This is a genomic window from Sulfitobacter brevis, from assembly GCF_900112755.1.
Lineage (GTDB): Bacteria > Pseudomonadota > Alphaproteobacteria > Rhodobacterales > Rhodobacteraceae > Sulfitobacter > Sulfitobacter brevis.
In genome coordinates this window covers 143,963-161,261 of the sequence record NZ_FOMW01000002.1, presented here as the reverse complement: position 1 = coordinate 161,261, position 17,299 = coordinate 143,963, and the positions used below count along the sequence as shown (strand labels likewise).

Annotated in this window: 18 protein-coding genes; 3 read left to right on the top strand and 15 right to left on the bottom strand. The window is 60.6% G+C overall.

All coding sequences use genetic code 11. The annotated features are described in order from the left end of the window. The 7 genes from BM174_RS03260 to lptF are packed head-to-tail and all read right to left on the bottom strand — an operon-like array spanning position 1 to position 7,984. On the bottom strand, positions 1-582 hold the full coding sequence (locus tag BM174_RS03260; protein WP_093922404.1) for a hypothetical protein: 582 nt from the start codon (positions 580-582) through the stop codon (positions 1-3). Between the two features lie 18 nt (positions 583-600). Further along, complete coding sequence (gene rsmA / locus BM174_RS03255; RefSeq protein WP_093922403.1) at positions 601-1,440, bottom strand: 16S rRNA (adenine(1518)-N(6)/adenine(1519)-N(6))-dimethyltransferase RsmA; 840 nt, start codon at positions 1,438-1,440, stop codon at positions 601-603. Beyond that, entirely contained in the window at positions 1,437-2,411 is a 975-nt protein-coding gene (pdxA, locus tag BM174_RS03250) for a 4-hydroxythreonine-4-phosphate dehydrogenase PdxA (protein WP_093922402.1), read from the bottom strand. Before pdxA ends, rsmA begins: the two co-directional genes overlap by 4 nt. After that, complete coding sequence (locus BM174_RS03245; protein ID WP_093922401.1) at positions 2,408-3,646, bottom strand: peptidylprolyl isomerase; 1,239 nt, start codon at positions 3,644-3,646, stop codon at positions 2,408-2,410. Before BM174_RS03245 ends, pdxA begins: the two co-directional genes overlap by 4 nt. Continuing rightward, on the bottom strand, positions 3,634-5,763 hold the full coding sequence (locus BM174_RS03240; RefSeq protein ID WP_093922400.1) for an LPS-assembly protein LptD: 2,130 nt from the start codon (positions 5,761-5,763) through the stop codon (positions 3,634-3,636). Before BM174_RS03240 ends, BM174_RS03245 begins: the two co-directional genes overlap by 13 nt. Beyond that, complete coding sequence (gene lptG / locus BM174_RS03235) at positions 5,763-6,860, bottom strand: LPS export ABC transporter permease LptG (protein ID WP_093922399.1); 1,098 nt, start codon at positions 6,858-6,860, stop codon at positions 5,763-5,765. Before lptG ends, BM174_RS03240 begins: the two co-directional genes overlap by 1 nt. Then, positions 6,857-7,984 (bottom strand): LPS export ABC transporter permease LptF, encoded by a 1,128-nt coding sequence (lptF, locus tag BM174_RS03230; RefSeq protein ID WP_093922398.1) that lies wholly within the window; start codon positions 7,982-7,984, stop codon positions 6,857-6,859. The genes lptG and lptF overlap by 4 nt, the downstream gene beginning before the upstream one ends. A gap of 146 nt (positions 7,985-8,130) precedes the next feature. On the opposite strand from lptF, the gene BM174_RS03225 reads away from it, so the two are divergent. Both BM174_RS03225 and BM174_RS03220 read left to right on the top strand, forming a co-directional pair. Beyond that, entirely contained in the window at positions 8,131-9,606 is a 1,476-nt protein-coding gene (locus tag BM174_RS03225) for a leucyl aminopeptidase (protein WP_093922397.1), read from the top strand. A gap of 80 nt (positions 9,607-9,686) precedes the next feature. Then, complete coding sequence (locus BM174_RS03220; RefSeq protein ID WP_093922396.1) at positions 9,687-10,145, top strand: DNA polymerase III subunit chi; 459 nt, start codon at positions 9,687-9,689, stop codon at positions 10,143-10,145. Positions 10,146-10,152: 7 nt separating this feature from the next. Here the strand turns inward: BM174_RS03220 and BM174_RS03215 are convergent, their stop codons facing one another. Genes BM174_RS03215 through BM174_RS03205 form a run of 3 tightly spaced genes read right to left on the bottom strand, consistent with a single transcriptional unit; the run spans position 10,153 to position 13,340 of the window. Then, entirely contained in the window at positions 10,153-10,734 is a 582-nt protein-coding gene (locus BM174_RS03215; RefSeq protein ID WP_093922395.1) for a retropepsin-like aspartic protease family protein, read from the bottom strand. Between the two features lie 52 nt (positions 10,735-10,786). Next, a complete protein-coding gene (locus tag BM174_RS03210; protein WP_093922394.1) occupies positions 10,787-11,419 on the bottom strand; it encodes a MarC family protein in 633 nt (210 codons plus the stop codon). A gap of 58 nt (positions 11,420-11,477) precedes the next feature. Next, complete coding sequence (locus tag BM174_RS03205; RefSeq protein WP_093922393.1) at positions 11,478-13,340, bottom strand: ABC-F family ATP-binding cassette domain-containing protein; 1,863 nt, start codon at positions 13,338-13,340, stop codon at positions 11,478-11,480. Positions 13,341-13,514: 174 nt separating this feature from the next. Between BM174_RS03205 and ndk the strand changes: the two genes are divergently transcribed. Further along, positions 13,515-13,937, top strand: a complete 423-nt coding sequence (ndk, locus tag BM174_RS03200; protein WP_093922392.1) for a nucleoside-diphosphate kinase — start codon at positions 13,515-13,517, stop codon at positions 13,935-13,937. A gap of 70 nt (positions 13,938-14,007) precedes the next feature. Here the strand turns inward: ndk and BM174_RS03195 are convergent, their stop codons facing one another. From BM174_RS03195 to BM174_RS03180, 5 genes are all read right to left on the bottom strand, one after another. Continuing rightward, complete coding sequence (locus BM174_RS03195) at positions 14,008-14,448, bottom strand: DUF4112 domain-containing protein (RefSeq protein ID WP_093922391.1); 441 nt, start codon at positions 14,446-14,448, stop codon at positions 14,008-14,010. Between the two features lie 63 nt (positions 14,449-14,511). After that, the gene (locus BM174_RS03190; protein WP_093922390.1) at positions 14,512-14,838 is read right to left on the bottom strand and encodes a TfoX/Sxy family protein; all 327 of its coding nucleotides are present in this window, start codon (positions 14,836-14,838) and stop codon (positions 14,512-14,514) included. Positions 14,839-14,877: 39 nt separating this feature from the next. Beyond that, positions 14,878-15,006: a hypothetical protein gene (locus BM174_RS21545; RefSeq protein WP_281244828.1), complete on the bottom strand. Its 129-nt coding sequence runs from the start codon at positions 15,004-15,006 to the stop codon at positions 14,878-14,880. Between the two features lie 111 nt (positions 15,007-15,117). Further along, entirely contained in the window at positions 15,118-16,080 is a 963-nt protein-coding gene (locus BM174_RS03185) for an aldose epimerase family protein (RefSeq protein WP_093922389.1), read from the bottom strand. Between the two features lie 73 nt (positions 16,081-16,153). Beyond that, the gene (locus BM174_RS03180) at positions 16,154-17,299 is read right to left on the bottom strand and encodes an iron-containing alcohol dehydrogenase (RefSeq protein ID WP_093922388.1); all 1,146 of its coding nucleotides are present in this window, start codon (positions 17,297-17,299) and stop codon (positions 16,154-16,156) included.

The window sequence follows — 17,299 nt, the reverse complement described above, 5'->3', positions numbered from 1 at the left end:
TCAAGGGTTAATCGGCACGCCTGCTTGGGTGACATAGCGAATGCGGCCGTGCTTGCGCAGCACGGCCTCGCGTTCCTGCCAGGGATAGCGACGGTCTTCGGCCACCCGCGACCAGAACAGCACGCCACCTTTGCGCCACGGGTCAAGCACGATACCGTCCTGCATTGACGCGCCTGCCGCCGAAATCACGGCGCTGGAATGGTCGATCAGGATGCGGCTGTCAGCATTGGCGATGGCGCGGTGCATGCTCAGGGTCGTGAAGTTTTCGGCGTCGAGCCGCTTTTCCATATCTTCCGCCCAATGCCAGCACAGCCCACGCGGTTTATCCCCGCGATTGACCTTGCTGTTATGTACCAGCGGCGCGTCTTCGATTTGGTAGGCCAGCGCCAGTTGATGGCTGTAGTCATAGGATATCTGCGCTGCGCGTGCCGCCTCCGATGGATCAACGTGTGGACCAAGCGCACGGATCGCGGTCGTGAGAGCGGCGATATCGCTCTGGCTACCGCGTGGCGGCGGGCCGCCGTAGCCTGTGGCACAAGCGCCAAGCGTGAAAATTAGCAAAACAGTCAGAAGTCGGAACATAAACAACTCGGTACAGTCTTAGGGTTTAAAGGTGCGCGCCAAGGCGCAGAATGCCTCAAGCGAGACCTGTTCGGCCCGCTCGGTCGGTTTGATGCCTGCCGCGTTCAGGTGGTCTTCGATATCAGGCGTCATTGATTTGAGCGCCGAGCGTAGCATCTTGCGCCGTTGGTTGAAGGCGGTGGCGACCACACGGTTAAGGATCGCAGGATCGGCGGGGAAGCGCGGCTCTGCAAGTGCGGTCAGGTGCACCACCGCCGAGGAGACCTTGGGCGGCGGGGTGAACGCCTCGGGCGGCAGATGCATCACAATACGCGGTTCCGCCCGCCATTGCGCGAGCAAGGCTAGCCGCCCGTAAGCCTTGGAGCCGGGGGTGGCGACAATCCGCTCTGCGACCTCGCGCTGGAACATCAAGGTCAGGCTCTCCCAGAACGGTGGCCATTCCGGCGGGGTCAACCAACGCACCAAAAGCTCGGTCCCGACATTATAGGGCAGGTTTGCTGCAACGCGGATCGGGGCCGTCAGATGGGCCAGCGGGTCAATCTCCAACGCATCGCCGACAATCACCTTAAGGCGGTCGGGGTAGGCGGCGGCGATCTCGTCCAGCGCGGGCAGACAGCGGGGGTCTTTTTCAATCGCCAGTACCCGTCGAGCGCCCTCGGACAACAATCCACGTGTCAATCCACCGGGGCCGGGGCCAATTTCCAGCACGTCACAGCCGGTCAGATCGCCCGCCTGTCGGGCGATCTTGGCGGTCAGGTTCAGGTCGAGCAAAAAGTTCTGGCCCAGTGATTTGCGCGCGCTGAGCTCATGGGTGGCAATGACGTCGCGCAACGGTGGCAGGGTGTCGATCGAATTCATCTGGTCTCCGCCATGCGGTGGGCCAGCCGGATCGCTTCGATCATGCTGGTCGGGTTGGCAATGCCTTGGCCCGCGATATCAAAGGCGGTGCCGTGATCGGGCGATGTGCGGATAAACGGCAAGCCCAGCGTCACATTCACCCCACGGTCGAAGTCGAGGGTCTTGATCGGGATCAGCGCTTGGTCGTGATACATCGCGATGGCCGCGTCATAACGGGCGCGCGCGGCAGCATGGAACATCGTGTCGGCGGGCAAGGGGCCTGCCAGATCAAAGCCTTCGCCGCGCATCTGGGTGATCAGGGGCGCGATCCAGTCCAGCTCTTCGCGCCCCATTGCGCCACCTTCGCCCGCATGGGGGTTTAAGCCCGCAATGGCGAGACGGGGATTTGCGATGCTGAACTGGCGGCGCAAACCGTAGGCCGTGATCTCGATGGTGCGGCGCAACAGGGCTGGCGTCAGAACCTGCGGTACCTGCGCCAATGCTATGTGGATCGTCGTGGGCACCACGCGCAGTTGGTCGGAGGCCAGCATCATCACAACATCGACATCGCCGGCCAAGGCCGCAAGATATTCGGTATGGCCCGGGTAAGCGAAACCTGCGCCATCCTGCAGCGCCTTTTTGTGGATCGGTGCGGTGCAAAGCGCCAAAGCCGCGCCGCGCTGGACCAGATCAACACCTTGGGCGATCACATCAATCACCCGTTGGGCGTGACGCGGATCGGCGGTGCCATGGGTGGCATCGGTCCCGAAGTCTGTGGCAAGAACCGGCAGCGCGTCCGTATGAATGCCGCAGGCGTCCTCGGTGCGATCCACCACGCGGTGGGGAATGTCGCGGGGCAGGTGGCGCGGATCACCAAGCCACAGCATCGGCACCTCACGCGCCAATGCCGCCCAAGCTTTCGCCGCGACTTCCGGTCCTATTCCGGCAGGCTCCCCACAGGAGAGCACCACCGGCAAGGCAGCACCGGTCACAGGCGCAAGATGCGGGCGTTGGCGCGAAGCTGTTCCAGCAACTGGTCGGAGTAGCCTTGCAATTTACGCTGGCGGATTGCCGAGGTGACCTGTTCGCGGGTGACTTCGGAGTTGCCCGCAGCGGTACGTTTGCACAGCATCAGGAACACCAGCGTCTGACCGTCCGAACGGGTCAGCGCGACCGAGGATTCACCGGGATCAAGCTTGGCCAGTTCAATGGCGATGTCTTGCGGAATTTCGGCAGGCTTTTTCGCGCCCCGCTCAAGCACGGTGGCAGGTTGGCCCTTGGCGACCCCGTAGAGATCGTCACAAACATCGACGCGGGCCCGCAACTTGGCTGCTTGGGTCAAGCCGGCTTCGCTGCGACCACCGGCGATGTAATAGGCGGCATATTCGATTTCGGAGTATTCCTGCTTGGGTGAGCCGGTCTCTTCGATGGCGCGCAACTGGAACAAGGCCACGGCATTGGGGATCGGCAGCGGGGCGGTCACCTCGCCGGGCGACAGTGCCAGAATGATCGAATGCAGGCTGGGCGGCAGATTCTCGAGCGGGGTCCAAGGCATTTGCCCCCCGGCGCCGCGCGTGGCCGTGGCTGAATATTGCCGCGCATAGTTCGAGAATTCCGCCTGCGAGCGGGTCTGCGAAATTTTTTCGGCCAGCGCGTTCACTTGGGCGGCATTGGGCGGTGGCGCGGGGATGATGATCTCGGAGAGCAGCACGCGGATGCCGCTGCCACCCGAGGAGGTGCCAAGCTCGCGGTCAATCTCGGTCTCGGAAATCTGGACGGTGCCGTTATAGCGTGCGCGAATGAGATCGCGCCACGCCAGCGTGACCTTGATGAAGTCGCGAAATGTCTCCTGATCCACGCCCGACTGGCCCAGAGCCTCGATAAATTCGTCCGATGACAGATTGGCGCGTGCGGCGAATTCTTCCATCCCTGAGGTGAGACTCGCAGGGGACAGGGTCAGCCCGACGCGGGCCACCTCGGCGGCGCGCAGGCGATCATCAACCAACGCATCAATGGAACTGGCACGGTCGGCGCCCGGCGCGTTGAGCAGTTGCAAAAACCGCTGGCGCTGGGTGACTTCGTATTCGGTGACCACACTGTCATCAACCCGCACCACCGGCGCGAAAAGATTTTGCGCCACGGCAGTTTGGCCCGTCATCGTGACCAGCATCATGACAGCCAGTGACCGGATCAGGGAGGGCGGTTTCATTCGGGTCAGTTTTTGCATGTGCGTTCGTATCTTTCTGTTCCAGTTGAGGCTGAGAAGCCCTTCAGGCCGATATTAAATCCGATATCTGTCGACGGCTCGACACTTGTAGACGATGAATAGCGGCGCTGGACCGAAAGGTCGACTGTCACACATTCATTGTTGTACGTCAGGCCAAGTCCCGCCGTAGCGGCGCGGTCGTCCTCGACATCAAAACGCCAGTCGGCACTAACCGCCCACTGGGTGTTGATCCTGAAATCACCGTCGAGATTGATTTCGGAGATTTCTTTCGTGCGGTCTTCTTCGGCATCAACGCCGAGCCAGACGTAACTGCCGCCCAAACGCCCGCGCTTGAAGGTCCAGTCGCCGCGCAGCTCGGCCTTGGTAAAGTCGAGATCACCGTCCACAAGGCTGCGTCCGGTAAGCGACACGCCCTTGGGCATTTTGATCTGTCCGGCAACCAGCACGGCCGAGGCGGTACCGCTGAGCCCGGAGGTTTCGGTAAAACTGGTGTCAGCGGCGCTGCGAAACACCTGTCCAAAGGTCAAATTGCCCTCCCAGCCGGCGGCGTTGATCCGCGAATAGCTTAGCCCGACGGCAGCCGCAGCATTGCGTTCGCGCCGGTCAGGGCGAGGAAATCGTGACAGGGCCAGCAGATTACCCTCGTCAAATTCTACCCGCGTGCTTTCTTCGTTGGGGATCGGCAGGCGGCTGTTGCCGGTCCAGCCAAGTTGCACCACAGGCTCCAACACATGCGACACACCTGCCGCGCCACGCCGGATCATCGGATAGCGCAAGGCCACTGCGACATGGGGCGCGATGTCGCTATGGTTCTGCGCGACACTGCTGTCTTGAGTGATGTCAAAGAAGTTGAAGCTCGCGCCTGCTTGCAGGTCGGTCACCAGACCGGTGCGGCTGGTAAGGCGGCGCAGCCAGTCGATTTGGCCGTTTATCCGCGCCACGTCGCGCCCGACAATGTCCATATCCGAGCCGCGCCTGTGGCTGTGGGCTTGTAAGCCAAAGCGGATTTCACCGCCCGCCGCGACAGGGAAAAACCGCCGCTCGAAATCACCATCCAGCACCAGTGTCGGTTGGGTATCGTTGTCTTCGCCGTCGCGCAGGGTCTCGAAGTTGTAGAGGCTTGCACGCACATAGGCATCGCGCTTTGCCCGCGACACGGTCAGCTCGCTCTTCAGGCGGTCCTTGCTGGAATAACCGTACTCAGACAGATACGAGGTGTCCCCCACGGCCTCGACGGTGAAAAGCAGTTTGTAGTTGCGCGCCAGATCAAAGGTACCTTCGCCGAAAATATAGCCGCGCGTGCTGTCGGGCCGCTGGTCATCTTTCGAGAACGCGCCGTTAAACTCCATCCGGCCCGTACGGAATGCCTGCCGGTATCTCAGCTCCAATGTGCGGGTCGCACTGGAGACATAAGGCGTCACAGTCAGATCGCGGTGATCACCGATTTTGATGAAATAGGGCACCTTAAGCCCTGTGCCGAGCTGTGAGGTGGTGCGGAACGACGGGGCAAGAAAGCCCGACGCGCGGTCAAGTGTCGGATCGGGCAGGCGCAGACGCGGCAGGTAAAACACCGGCACATCGCGGATGCGAAAGGTCGCCTCGTCAAAATAAAGCTGCTGTTCGAGTTCGTCGTGAATAACACGCTTGGCCCTGATCTGCCATAGAGGAGGGCGACCATCATTGCATACTTTACAAGAGGTTACGGAAGTTTTGTAAAGCTGGCTATAGCGGCCATCGACGCGGTCGATCTGCACTGCCGCAAGCTGAAGTTGCTGGTTCAACACCAGCCGCGCGCCTGTCAAAAGCCCGTTGCGCAGGCCTTGATCCAACTCACCGGCATCCGCGAGCAGCACCGTATTTTCGCCATCCAGCAACACAATCGGCCCGTCGAGGATCAGCGTGCCAGTCTGTTGGTTGTAGCGGATCGCCTTGGCGCGCAGGCGGCGGTTGCCCTGAAACGCTTCGACATTGCCTTGCGCCACCAGCGTGCGGTCACGGGTGATGAACACCTCGTCCGCTACGAGAATGGCAGGCTCCGCTGGAGTGACGGTCTGCTGCGCCTTGAGCGACAGCGGCAGCACAAAAACCATACACAAAAGGGCTATTGCACGCCGCATCAGCCGTCCTCCAACTGCAAAAGCAAACCGAGCGCGAGTAATACAGCCGCCACAGGTGTGGCCCAAGCCGATAGCACTACAGGGATCTGGCCGTTTTCACCCAGAATCTGGGTAAAGCTGCGGATGAAGTAGAGGCCGAAGCCCGTGAGTACCGCCGCGAGCACTGCAACGCCGGTGCCGCCGAAACGCGCATGCCGCATGGTAAAGGCGCTGGCGACCAGAACCATTGCCATCAGAAACAGCGGCCGGGCAAATTCGGACTGAAGCCAGACTTTGTGGCGGCGCGGGCTGAAGCCGGCCTGCTCAAGCTTGCGGATGAAATCGGGCAGATCGTAGATCGACACGCCCGCGGGCTCGCCGATGGTGTCGCGGATCTGGTCAAGGGTTAGCGAGGACGGCACGATGAGGGTCCCATAGGTTTTTGCGTTGCCTTCTGCGTTAACGCCATCCTTTAAAGGCCAGGTTTTGGCGTTGCTCAAGGTCCATCCTCCGTCTTCCAGCATCGCACTGCCAGCTTCGATGCGCTGGATCGGACCTTTTTCGGGGTCATAGGTGATAAAGGTCACATCATAAAGTATGGATGCGTCCGCATTGGAGCGCCACGCGCGGATGACCGTCTGGCCCGCTTCAGTGCCCTGCCGCAACCACAACCCCTCACTGCTGAGCGACAGCGCCGAAACCCCGCCCGAGCGGTATTTATCCGACAATTGCTCATAGCGCTTGCCTGTCGCCGCGACGATGGGATTAAGCATGCCCACAGCCATGACGCCAATGATCAGCGCCACCGTGACCGGCGCGATCAACGCTTGCAAAGCCGAGCGACCCGATGCGCGAGTCACCACCAGTTCGGACGACCGCGACAACGAGATAAACAACGCGATCGTAGCCAGAATGGTGATCAGCGGCAAAATCAGATTGATCGTTTCAGGCGTTTTCAGCAGCGTGAGCTGCAAAATCTTCTGCCACCCCAGATCAAAGTTGCTGAATTTGCGGGCCTGTTCAACCCCGTCAATCAGCATGACCAGCGTAAACAGCACAATGGTGATGAGGAGAAATGTCATGGCAAAGCGGCGGGCGAAATAGAGGTGCAGGATCATGCCGCAGCTCCTGATCTGAAACGGGTCCACCAGCCGGGATGAGCGGCCTGCCACAACATCGCGACCACCAAGAACGCCCCCAAGAGCGAAGGCGCATACATCAGTGGCCACATATCCGCATCGCTGCGCACCGTATCGACCAGGGTGCCGCGCAGCCCGTCAATCACGATGAGCAGGCCAAAAGCCAAAACAATCTCGCGCCAGACGCCAAAACGCGAAAACCCGCCAATTAACAGGGTGGAAAACCCGACGAGGGCTGCGACTATACAAAACAGGGGCTGCGCAAAGCGCGAGTGGATTTCTTCGGCAATGACGCCCTTCGTCTCGCCCGACGTTGCCGAGATCGTACCGAGATTGGCCAGAAGCACCGGTGTCACCATCGCGGTGATCGGCAAGGCTTCGTCGGTCCGGTCGGACATCAAGGCCGAGATATCAAAGGAAAAATCGCGGAATTTCGCAGTAGAAAGCCTTTTCTCTTCGCGATCCAACCGCTGCGCCAACCCGTTCACCATGATCAGCGTCGAGCCTTGTCCGTTGCGCACCAGATAGGCTTCGGCGGCTGTATAGATCACGCCTTGCTTTGCATCGCGGCGGTCAGATAAAAACACATCGCGCAACACGCCATCCGCATCGATCTGGCGTGTATAGAATGTGATTTCGTCGGAAGGGTGCAAAAATGTGCCTTCGGTCAGCAACCGCGCCGAGATATTTTGCGAAATGTCATTCTCGCGTTGCTGCAACTGCGCCTGTGCCAGCGGCACTAACAGATGGCTCAGCACCGTCATCATCACAGCGACGCAAATTCCGTAGACCAGCACCGGCCACGCCAGCCGCCACGGGCCCGAACCGGTGGCTTGCAGCACCGTCAATTCGCTTTCGCCCGCCATCCTGTTGGTGACATAGACCGCACCGGCAAAGGTGGCGATCGGCAACACGGTTACGATGAGCTTGGGCAACCCAAGTGCAGTGAATTCAAGGAAAACCAGCGCCGATTGCCCGTCGCCGATGAGCCGGTCAAACAGCACCACAGCTCTGTTGATCCAGAACAATGCCACAAGCACCAAAGCGAAAAAGCCAAACAGCACAAGAAGCTGTGACAGCATGTAGCGATCTACTCTGCCCATGGTTTCTCCCTGCACGGCTCTGTCGGCGTTTGGCGCGATCTTAATGTAGTTTAAGGCGGGGGAAAACTGCTATCTGCGCAGATCGGCTGGTCACTCGGGAACGGGCGGGCTAGATTTGCCGAGACCCCTCAATCAAGGCGCGATACATGACCGATCTTACCCCCCTGAGCTTCATTGAAACCGACATCGAGCAGTTTGCCGAATTCGAAGGGCGCATCGCCGTTTTGATCGCGCCGGATGCAAAACTTGGGGGCGGCAGTGCGCGCATCAACAAGCTGAGCCGTGGCGCGTTGCTGCGACTGGTGCAGAGCGCGGACTTTGCCAAGACCAAGCCAGGCGACGTGATAACAATGGCTTATCCGGCAGGAATGAAAGCCAAAGCGGTCGACGTCATCCATTTGGCGCGCCGCCCTGACGTGACACAGGCCCGCAAAGCTGGCGCGACGCTGGCAAAGCTGCGCGGCAACGCGGAAATGCTGGTGGTCGCAGGATCGGTCCAGCGCGTTGCCGAGGTCGGCTACGGCTTGGTCCTGCGTGACTATAGTTTTGATGATCATAAATCTGCCGCCACGCCGCGTGCGGGGCAGGTCAGCATCATGTGTGCCAAGCCCGAAGAGGCCAAAGCGGCGATGGCACCGCTGCTGACAATTGCCGAAGGCACCTTCATGACCCGCGATTTGGTCAATGCGCCTGCCAACTATCTGACTACAAACGCTTTCGCTGAACGGCTGAAAGAGATGGAGAGTCTTGGGCTTAAGGTTGAAGTTTTGAATGAAGAAGCGCTCGCAAAGCTCGGAATGAGAACGCTTTTATCCGTTGGTCAAGGGTCTGACAGCCCGTCGTATGTGGTGATCATGCGCTGGGACGGTGGCGCGAAAGATGCTGCACCCTTGGCCTTGGTCGGCAAGGGCGTGGTGTTCGACACCGGTGGCATCAGCCTCAAGCCCGGCGCGGGCATGGAAGACATGACGATGGACATGGGCGGCGCGGGCGTCGTGGCAGGGGTGATGCGCAGCCTCGCGCTGCGCAAGGCCAAGGCCAACGTCGTCGGGTTGGTGGGCATCGTCGAGAATATGCCTTCCGGAAGCGCGATCCGTCCGGGCGATGTGATCACCTCAATGAAGGGCGACACGGTTGAGGTCATTAACACCGACGCCGAGGGGCGTTTGGTGCTTTGCGATGTGATGTGGCACGCTCAGGAAGCGTTCAAGCCTGCGGCGATGATTGATCTGGCGACGCTGACCGGCGCGATCATCGTTGGCTTGGGCCATGAAAATGCAGGGGTTTTCTCAAACGATGACGCATTGTGCGGTGATTTCCTGAAGGCGGCGCAGACCGAAAACGAAGGTGCGTGGCGGATGCCGCTGGGTCAGGCCTATGATGACATGCTCAAAAGCCGCGTTGCCGATATGCAAAATATAGGCGGGCGCGCTGCCGGTTCGATCACCGCGGCGCAGTTCTTGCAGCGGTTTGTCAAAGAAGGCACCCCGTGGATCCACCTTGATATTGCGGGCGTGGCCTCGGTTAAATCCGAGACGGCGTTGGCGCCTAAAGGTGCAACGGGTTGGGGTGTGGCAGCGCTGAACCGTTTGGTAATGGACCGGTTTGAAACCAAGGATTAAACCGTTGGGCGGCGGGGTGCCCGAAAGTGCCGCGCCGCCCGGTTTTACGCAACGCGGGATCACAACACAGGATTAACGCCATGGGTGCTGCCTATTTCTATCATCTTACCCAGCGCCCCTTGGTGGAAACCTTGCGGATGTTGCTAAGCAAGTCACTTGAAAACGGTTGGACCGTGGCCGTGCGCGGGGCGCACTCAGCACAGCTTGAGGCCTTGGACGTAGCGCTCTGGGGCGGGGCTGCAGACAGCTTTTTGCCGCACGGTATGGCGGGCGGGCCGCACGATGCGGACCAGCCGGTGCTTTTGACAACGCAAATGCAGGCCACAAACCAGCCGCGCTGTGTGATGGCCGTGGGCGGCGCCGAGGTAGAGGCAACCGAAGTCGCAGCGCTGGAACGGGTGTGCATCTTGTTTGACGGCGATGACGAGGCCGCTCTGGCGCGGGCGCGAGAGCAATGGAAAACGCTTACGGCGGCGGGGGCTTCGGCACAATACTGGTCGGAAGAAAGCGGCCGTTGGGAGAAAAAGGCCGAGAAATAAATTTCGATCAGCGGGTCAGGATCATCTCGCCCTGCGAAATTTCGATCCGGCCCCAGCGCTGCAAATAGCCCATGCCCAAAAGCGATTGCTGCATCTCGCCTTCGTTGACCACAGCCCCGACATTTCGGTCGATATGATCGCCAAGCCGGAATTCGGCGAGGCGGACGTATGCGGTACGCACTTCGCCATTGGCTGTGGTAGCGCGCCCGAGATAACTTAGGCCATTGGTATCAATGCCGGCGCGCTGCGCATCGGCTTCGGTCAGGACAATATCGGTGGCGCCAGTATCTACGACAAAGCGAACGGCGGCATCATTGACCCGCGCGGTGAGATAATAGTGGCCGTCGCGGGCTTGTTTCAAAATGATCTGGCCGCTTTCGCTGAGGTTGAACTGACGGGGGGTGGTGTCCTTGCTGATGTCCTGCCAAAGCCCTACACCCGCCATCGCGCCAATAAATATCAGCCCCCAGACCGCGGCGTATTGCAGGGTTTTGTTAAGCCCTTCACGGCCCTGCATAAAAAACCAGCCGCCGACCACCGCCAAGAGCGCAATCAGATAGATCAGATGTCCGGTTTCAACGTCTGCCATGGGGACTCCTCGCGCGGCTGTCTGACAGATATAGGTACGCGCGGTCGGTCTGTCAGCCTACGCCGGGGCCGAAACCGAAGGCGCTCAGCCCGTCGAGCACGAATTGCACCGACAAGGCGGCAAGCAGCATGCCGAGCAAGCGGGTCAGAACGTTAATCGCCGATTTGCCAATCGCCCGTTCCAAGGCGCCGCTGGCTTGCAGAACCAATCCCATGACGACCAGCGTCAGCGCGGTGATCGCGAGCACGGTAATCAGCCCTTCGGCACCGGGTTTCTCGCTGGTCAGCAGGATCACCGACGCAATGGCGCCAGGGCCCGCGATCAGCGGGATTGCGATGGGAAAGACAGAAGGATCGTCGTGATCATCCTCGGTTTGGTCCTCGCGGCGCTTGGTGCGGCGCTCGAAGAGCATGTCGAGGGCGGTGATGAACAACAGGATGCCACCGGCCACGCGGAAGGCAGGCATCGAGATGCCGATAAAGCCGAGCACGGCCTCGCCGAAGGCTGCGAATACGGCCAAGACCAGACCGGCAACAAAGACGCCGCGCCATGCGATCAGGCGCCGTTGTGCGGGGGACATGCCGCGCGTTAACGCCAGAAAAAGTGGCGCGATCGCGATAGGATCGATCACCACGAACATGGTGACCAGCGCGGTTATCATATAGGCGGTGTCGAGTGTTAGCATATGATGTTCCCGGGGGGCGCGGACCCCGGACCCCGGGGATGTTTTAAGTCAAAAGGAACTAGGCCGTAGCTTTTTCCAGCTTTTCGAGGGCACCCATCCAGATGGATTCGGCCCGCTCCAATGCGTCCATAACTTCGGCGTATTTCTTGTTCCACACTTCAAGCTCGCCGACTTTGCTACTTTCGTAAAGGTCGGGGTTGGCAAGTTTTTTGGCGAGCTTATCCCGCATGTCGTTGATCTTGGTGACGCGGTCCTCAGCCTTGCGGACTTCGCTGCGCAGGGCCAGCACGTCTTCGCGGCTGGCACGTTTGGGTTTTGGCGCGGCCTTGGGGGCAACGCCCGCTTTGCTGACCGGTTTGGACGGGGTCAAAAGCAAGCGGCGATAGTCGTCGAGGTCGTCGTCATAGGGTTTGACCGTCCCATCTGATACCAGCCAAAGCCGGTCTGCGACCATCGACAGCAGGTGCATGTCGTGGCTCACGAGGATCACCGCGCCCGTATAACGGGTCAGCGCTTCGACGAGGGCCTCGCGGGATTCGATGTCGAGGTGGTTGGTCGGCTCGTCAAGGATCAGCAGATGCGGCGCGTGGAGCGTGGCAAGCAGCAGCGAAAGGCGGGCCTTTTGGCCGCCCGACAGACGGCCTACTTCGGTTTCTGCCTGTTCAGCGCCGAGCCCGAAGCCTGCAAGCTGGGCGCGCAGTTTTGGGGCCATTACGCCGGGGCGTGCGGTGATCATATGCTGCAACGGGGTTTCGTTGATGATCAGCTCGTCCACCTGATGCTGGGCAAAGAAGCCAACGCGCAGTTTGTTCGAGTTGATCTGCTTGCCCGCCATCAGCGGCAGACGGTCCGAGAGCAGTTTCGCCAGCGTCGATTTACCTTGGCCGTTTTTGCCAAGCAGCGCGATGCGGTCGTCTTGGTCGATGCGCAGATTTAGACGGCTGAGCACCGGATTGCCCTCGGAATATCCGACCGAGCCGTTCTCGATGTTGATGATCGGCGGCGACAGCTCCTCGGGTTCGGGGAAGGTGAATACCTTGCGCGCGACCTCTTCGGGCGGCGTGATCATATCCATCTTTTCGATCATCTTCAGACGGGACTGCGCCTGTTTGGCCTTGGAAGCCTTGGCTTTGAACCGGTCCACGAAGGACTGCATATGGTCGCGGCGGGCCTGTTGTTTCTTGGCCATCGCGGTCAGCACGGCACGCTGTTCGGCGCGCTGGCGGGCGAATTGATCGTAGGGGCCTTGGTAATAGGTCAGTTTGCGTTCATCGAGGTGCAGGATGCCGCTAACCGCGCGATTCAGCAGACCACGATCGTGGCTGATGATGATCACCGTGTGAGGATAGCGCGCGAGGTAGTTCTCCAGCCAGAGCGCCCCTTCGAGGTCGAGATAGTTGGTCGGCTCATCGAGCAGCAGCAGATCGGGCTGGGCAAAAAGCACGCCAGCAAGGGCCACGCGCATGCGCCAGCCGCCGGAGAAATCCGAGCAGGGCATCAGCTGTTCTTCGTCGTCAAAACCCAGACCTTTGAGGATCGCGGCGGCGCGGCCTTCGGCGGACCATGCATCGATATCGGCAAGACGCGCTTGGATATCAGCAATGCGGGTCGCGTCGGTGGCGGTCTCGGATTCGGCCATCAGTTCGGCGCGTTCGGTATCGGCGGCGAGCACCGTATCGATCAGCGAGGTCTCGGAGGAGGGCACTTCCTGTGCGACACCGCCGATTTTGGCGCGCGACGGCAGCGAGATCGCGCCTGCGTCCAGCCCAAGCTCGCCACGGATGATGCGGAACAAGGTGGTCTTGCCGGCGCCATTGCGGCCAACAAGGCCGACCTTATGGCCTGCGGGAATGACGGCGCTGGCCTGTTCGAACAGGGGGCGACCTTCGACGGAGTAATTTATTTCTGAGATGCGTAACATGCGCGGGCTGTAGCAGAGCCTTTCGGCAGGGGGAAGCGGCACGCGGCGGGTTTATCGGTTTTTGCGAGAGCCAACAGCCGCTGCCCTTTCCAAGCGGCATGAGCCATGCTAACGGGGCGCCGATGTAATATGCGGCTCTGGACAAACCGGGGCCCGTTAAACCGGAGACGCCCCATGGCCCTTGAACGCACATTTTCGATCATCAAACCCGATGCAACACGCCGCAACCTGACCGGTGCGATCAACAAGAAATTCGAAGACGCAGGTCTGCGCGTTGTCGCACAAAAGCGTATCCAGTTGAGCAAAGCTCAGGCTGGCGAATTCTACAAAGTGCACGCCGAGCGTCCGTTCTATGACGAACTGTGTGAATTTATGGCGTCCGCGCCAATCGTAGCTCAGGTTCTGGAAGGCGAAGGCGCCATTGCAAAGAACCGTGAAGTCATGGGTGCGACCAATCCTTCGGATGCAGCCGCAGGTACAATCCGCGCTGAATTCGCTGAAAGCGTTGGCGAAAACTCCGTCCACGGTTCCGATGCGCCTGAAACGGCTGCTGTTGAGATCGCGTACTTCTTCTCGGGTCTTGAACTGGTCGGTTGATCGGTTTCGAGCCAGTTCAGACTGAAAAAAGGCCGCTGAGAAGCGGCCTTTTTTGTTTTATAGTAGGAGTTTAGGAGCGGACATTCGCGCTCCTGTTTAAGTTCGCGTGATGCGATGAAAATTGCCCCTCGATATCCCTTGGATCGGGCGTAATGCGCGCCGCGCGGGTCAGATGGCCTTCTAGCAAGTCGACGTTGCGCAGGTGAGATTTCCAACCGACGTCAAAGAGGTCACCCACCAAGGGGACCGAGCCGATGACGAAATCGATACCAACGTTGGCAGCCATTTTGGCCAGTGTGGCCCGCGGCACGCCCATCCGGTGCGCCTCTTTCATAATATAAGCTGACGGCAGCAGGGCGGCGGCGTCACCGACACCGGGGATCAGGCCAATAATCGAGTCCCAGCCAACGCGCACACCAATGATCGGCAGGCGGAAGGCACTGTCCATGCGCGTGGCAAGCTTGCGTAGGCGGGCAAGGTCGGCGGAATGGGCGGGCTGGTGAGGGGTCATTGTGGTTGTTCCTTGGAGGTTCCAAAGACAACGCATCATACGGCGCGCAAGTTCCGTGGGCGTTTAGCCGGAGCGGACGCCGATCAGGTTCATCATCCGCTCGAATTCGGTCTGGGCGGGGTCACTGGAGCTAGACTTTAAGGCGTCGAACTTTACGCGCAGCGCGGCTTTTTCAGCGCCTTTGCAATCGTTCCACGGGCGGCCTTGCAGCGCCATGACCAGCACATAGTAGCCGATGAAATGGGGTTTGGTCCCGTTACACAACAGCCGCGCATAGGCGACATCCGCACCCATTTCGCGGAGCATTTCGGCAGATGTTATGCCTGCTGCAGTGCAACTGGCCTCAAAAGCGGGGCCGAGGTTGCGGATAGATGAAACCGGCGTCGTCATGGCGCTGGTTTACCGCAAACGGGCAGGGCTGTCGCCTGTTTAAAGGCTGGCGTAATCGGTGATGATCGGGGCCGGGCGCGCGGGTGGTTTCGCGGCTGTCGTCTGGTTCATTTGTGTGGGTTGCGCGCTCGGCTTTTGTGGGCTGCGCGTTGTGTCAAGTCGGGCCATCGTCGTGCTCCTCGTTGTGAGGGGTCCCTACATTAGGGCGATCCCTTCACAGGATAGTGCCGGACCTTCTGGCCGACAGATGGGCGCAATTGTGACCATTCCTTGCCGGTGTCAAGGGGCCGTGAAGCGGTGAAGTGTGGTTTGCTCCCAAGTCTCGCCAGTGCGCAACAAAATGGCGGGAAATGGCTTATGAAACAGCGCGTCAGGCCATAATTGTGGCTCTAGGGCGACACCGGCATAGGGGGCTAGAACGGGGTTGCCGGCCAGTGCGGTCTCGGCCTGCATAAGATTGCTGCCAGCATAAACCTGCAAGCCGGGCGCGGTCGTGGCGATCTCTAGCGTGGTGCCATCGGATCCGCGCAGGGTTGCGGCGGGTTGTGGGGTGGCGCGGGGCGCATGGGCGAGGCAGAAGTTGAGATCAAGCGCGGGATCGCGGCTCAGGCGGCGCGGGGTGGTGAAATCAAACGCGGTGCCGTGCAGGGGCGCGATCTCTCCGGTGGGCAGGTTCATCGCGTCTGTGGGCAAATAGCTTTGCGCCGCGACCTGCAGGGTATGGCCGGTGATGTCGGGCGCGCCGTCGAGGTTCCAGTAAGGGTGTGAGGCGACGTTGATCGGAGTGGTCCGGTCCGTGGTCGCGGTGATGTGCAGGGTGAGCGTGGTCTCTGCAATGCTGTAGGTTGCAGTGAAATGGCGGGTGCCGGGCAGGCCGTTGGTGCCGTCAGGCAGGGTGCAGGTGAACGTCACCGCGTGCGGGTGCTGCTTGGCCACCTGCCAAAGCTGTGCGTGCAACCCGTCAGGGCCTGAATGCAGGCTGGTCTGGCCGTTCTCGTTCAGCGGCATCTGGTAAGTCTGGCCGTCGATCTCTGCCAGCCCGTCACGGATGCGGTTCGCAACCGGCCCGACCAGCGCACCTGCCGAGGTCGGCTTGGCGCTGCGGGCGTTAGGGGTGGCATATTCCAGCACCAGATTGCGCGGAGAGGCCCCAAGGCGCAGGCCAACAAGTGCGGCGCCCAGCGGCAGGACCGTGGCGCTCATAGCGTTGGATTTTAGGGTGATGGGTGTGTTTGCTGTCATGCCCGTGAGAATGGCCGGATCAGCAGGGGGCTGCAAGACCGGACGCGTCGGGGCATCCGGCCTTGTCGGGTGTTTAGAAGCAGGCTTCGAACAGTGCTTTGGTGTTCTCTGCCGTCATCTCGATCGGGTTTCCGCCGACACTGGGATCGCGCAGCGCAGACGCGACCAGCGCGTCGATATCGGGGTTCTTCACGCCGAGTTCGGTCAGATTGGCAGGGATCGAGAGATTCTTGTTCAGATCGGCGACAAATGCGCGGAAGCCGTCAAAGCCGCCGTCGATACCAAGGTAGTGCGCGGCCATGGCCAGACGATCCTCAATTGCCGCGCGGTTATAGTCGAGCACCGGCAGCATCACGACAGCATTTGTGGTGCCATGGTGGGTGTGGTGCACCGCGCCGATGGGGTGGCTAAGCGCATGGATCGCGCCAAGGCCCTTTTGAAACGCAGTCGCACCCATCGCGGCGGCAGACATCATCTGGCCACGTGCTTCAATATCGCTGCCATCGGCAAAAGCGCGGGGCAGGTATTCCTTCACCAACCGCATGCCTTCCAACGCGATGCCTTGTGACATCGGGTGGTAATGCGGCGAGCAGAAAGCCTCGAGACAATGCGCGAAAGCGTCCATGCCGGTGCCTGCGGTGATGGCGGGCGGCATGCCGACGGTCAGTTCGGGATCACAGATCACCACGGCCGGCAGGATTTTTGGGTGGAAAATGATCTTCTTCTCATGGGTCTCGGAGTTGGTGATGACGCTGGCGCGGCCCACTTCCGATCCGGTGCCAGCGGTCGTCGGCACGGCAACGATGGGCGCGATGGCGTCGGCGTCGGCACGGCTCCACCAGTCACCAATGTCCTCAAAGTCCCACAGCGGGCGGGTCTGGCCTGCCATAAAGGCGACGACTTTGCCCAGATCAAGCCCCGAGCCGCCGCCAAAGGCGATGACCCCATCATGACCGCCCGCTTGGTAGGCTTTGACGCCCGCATCGACGTTTTGTTCGGTCGGGTTTGGATCGACGTCCGAGAACATAGCGCGGCCAAGGCCCGCAGCGTCCAGCAGGTCGAGAGTTTTTTGCGTGATCGGCAGGCTCGCGAGACCTTTGTCGGTGACCAGCAATGGCTTGGCGATGCCAGCAGCGGCACAGGCGGCAGCGATTTCCGAGATCCGGCCCGCGCCGAAACGGATCGCGGTGGGGTATGACCAATTGGCGGTAAGGCTCAT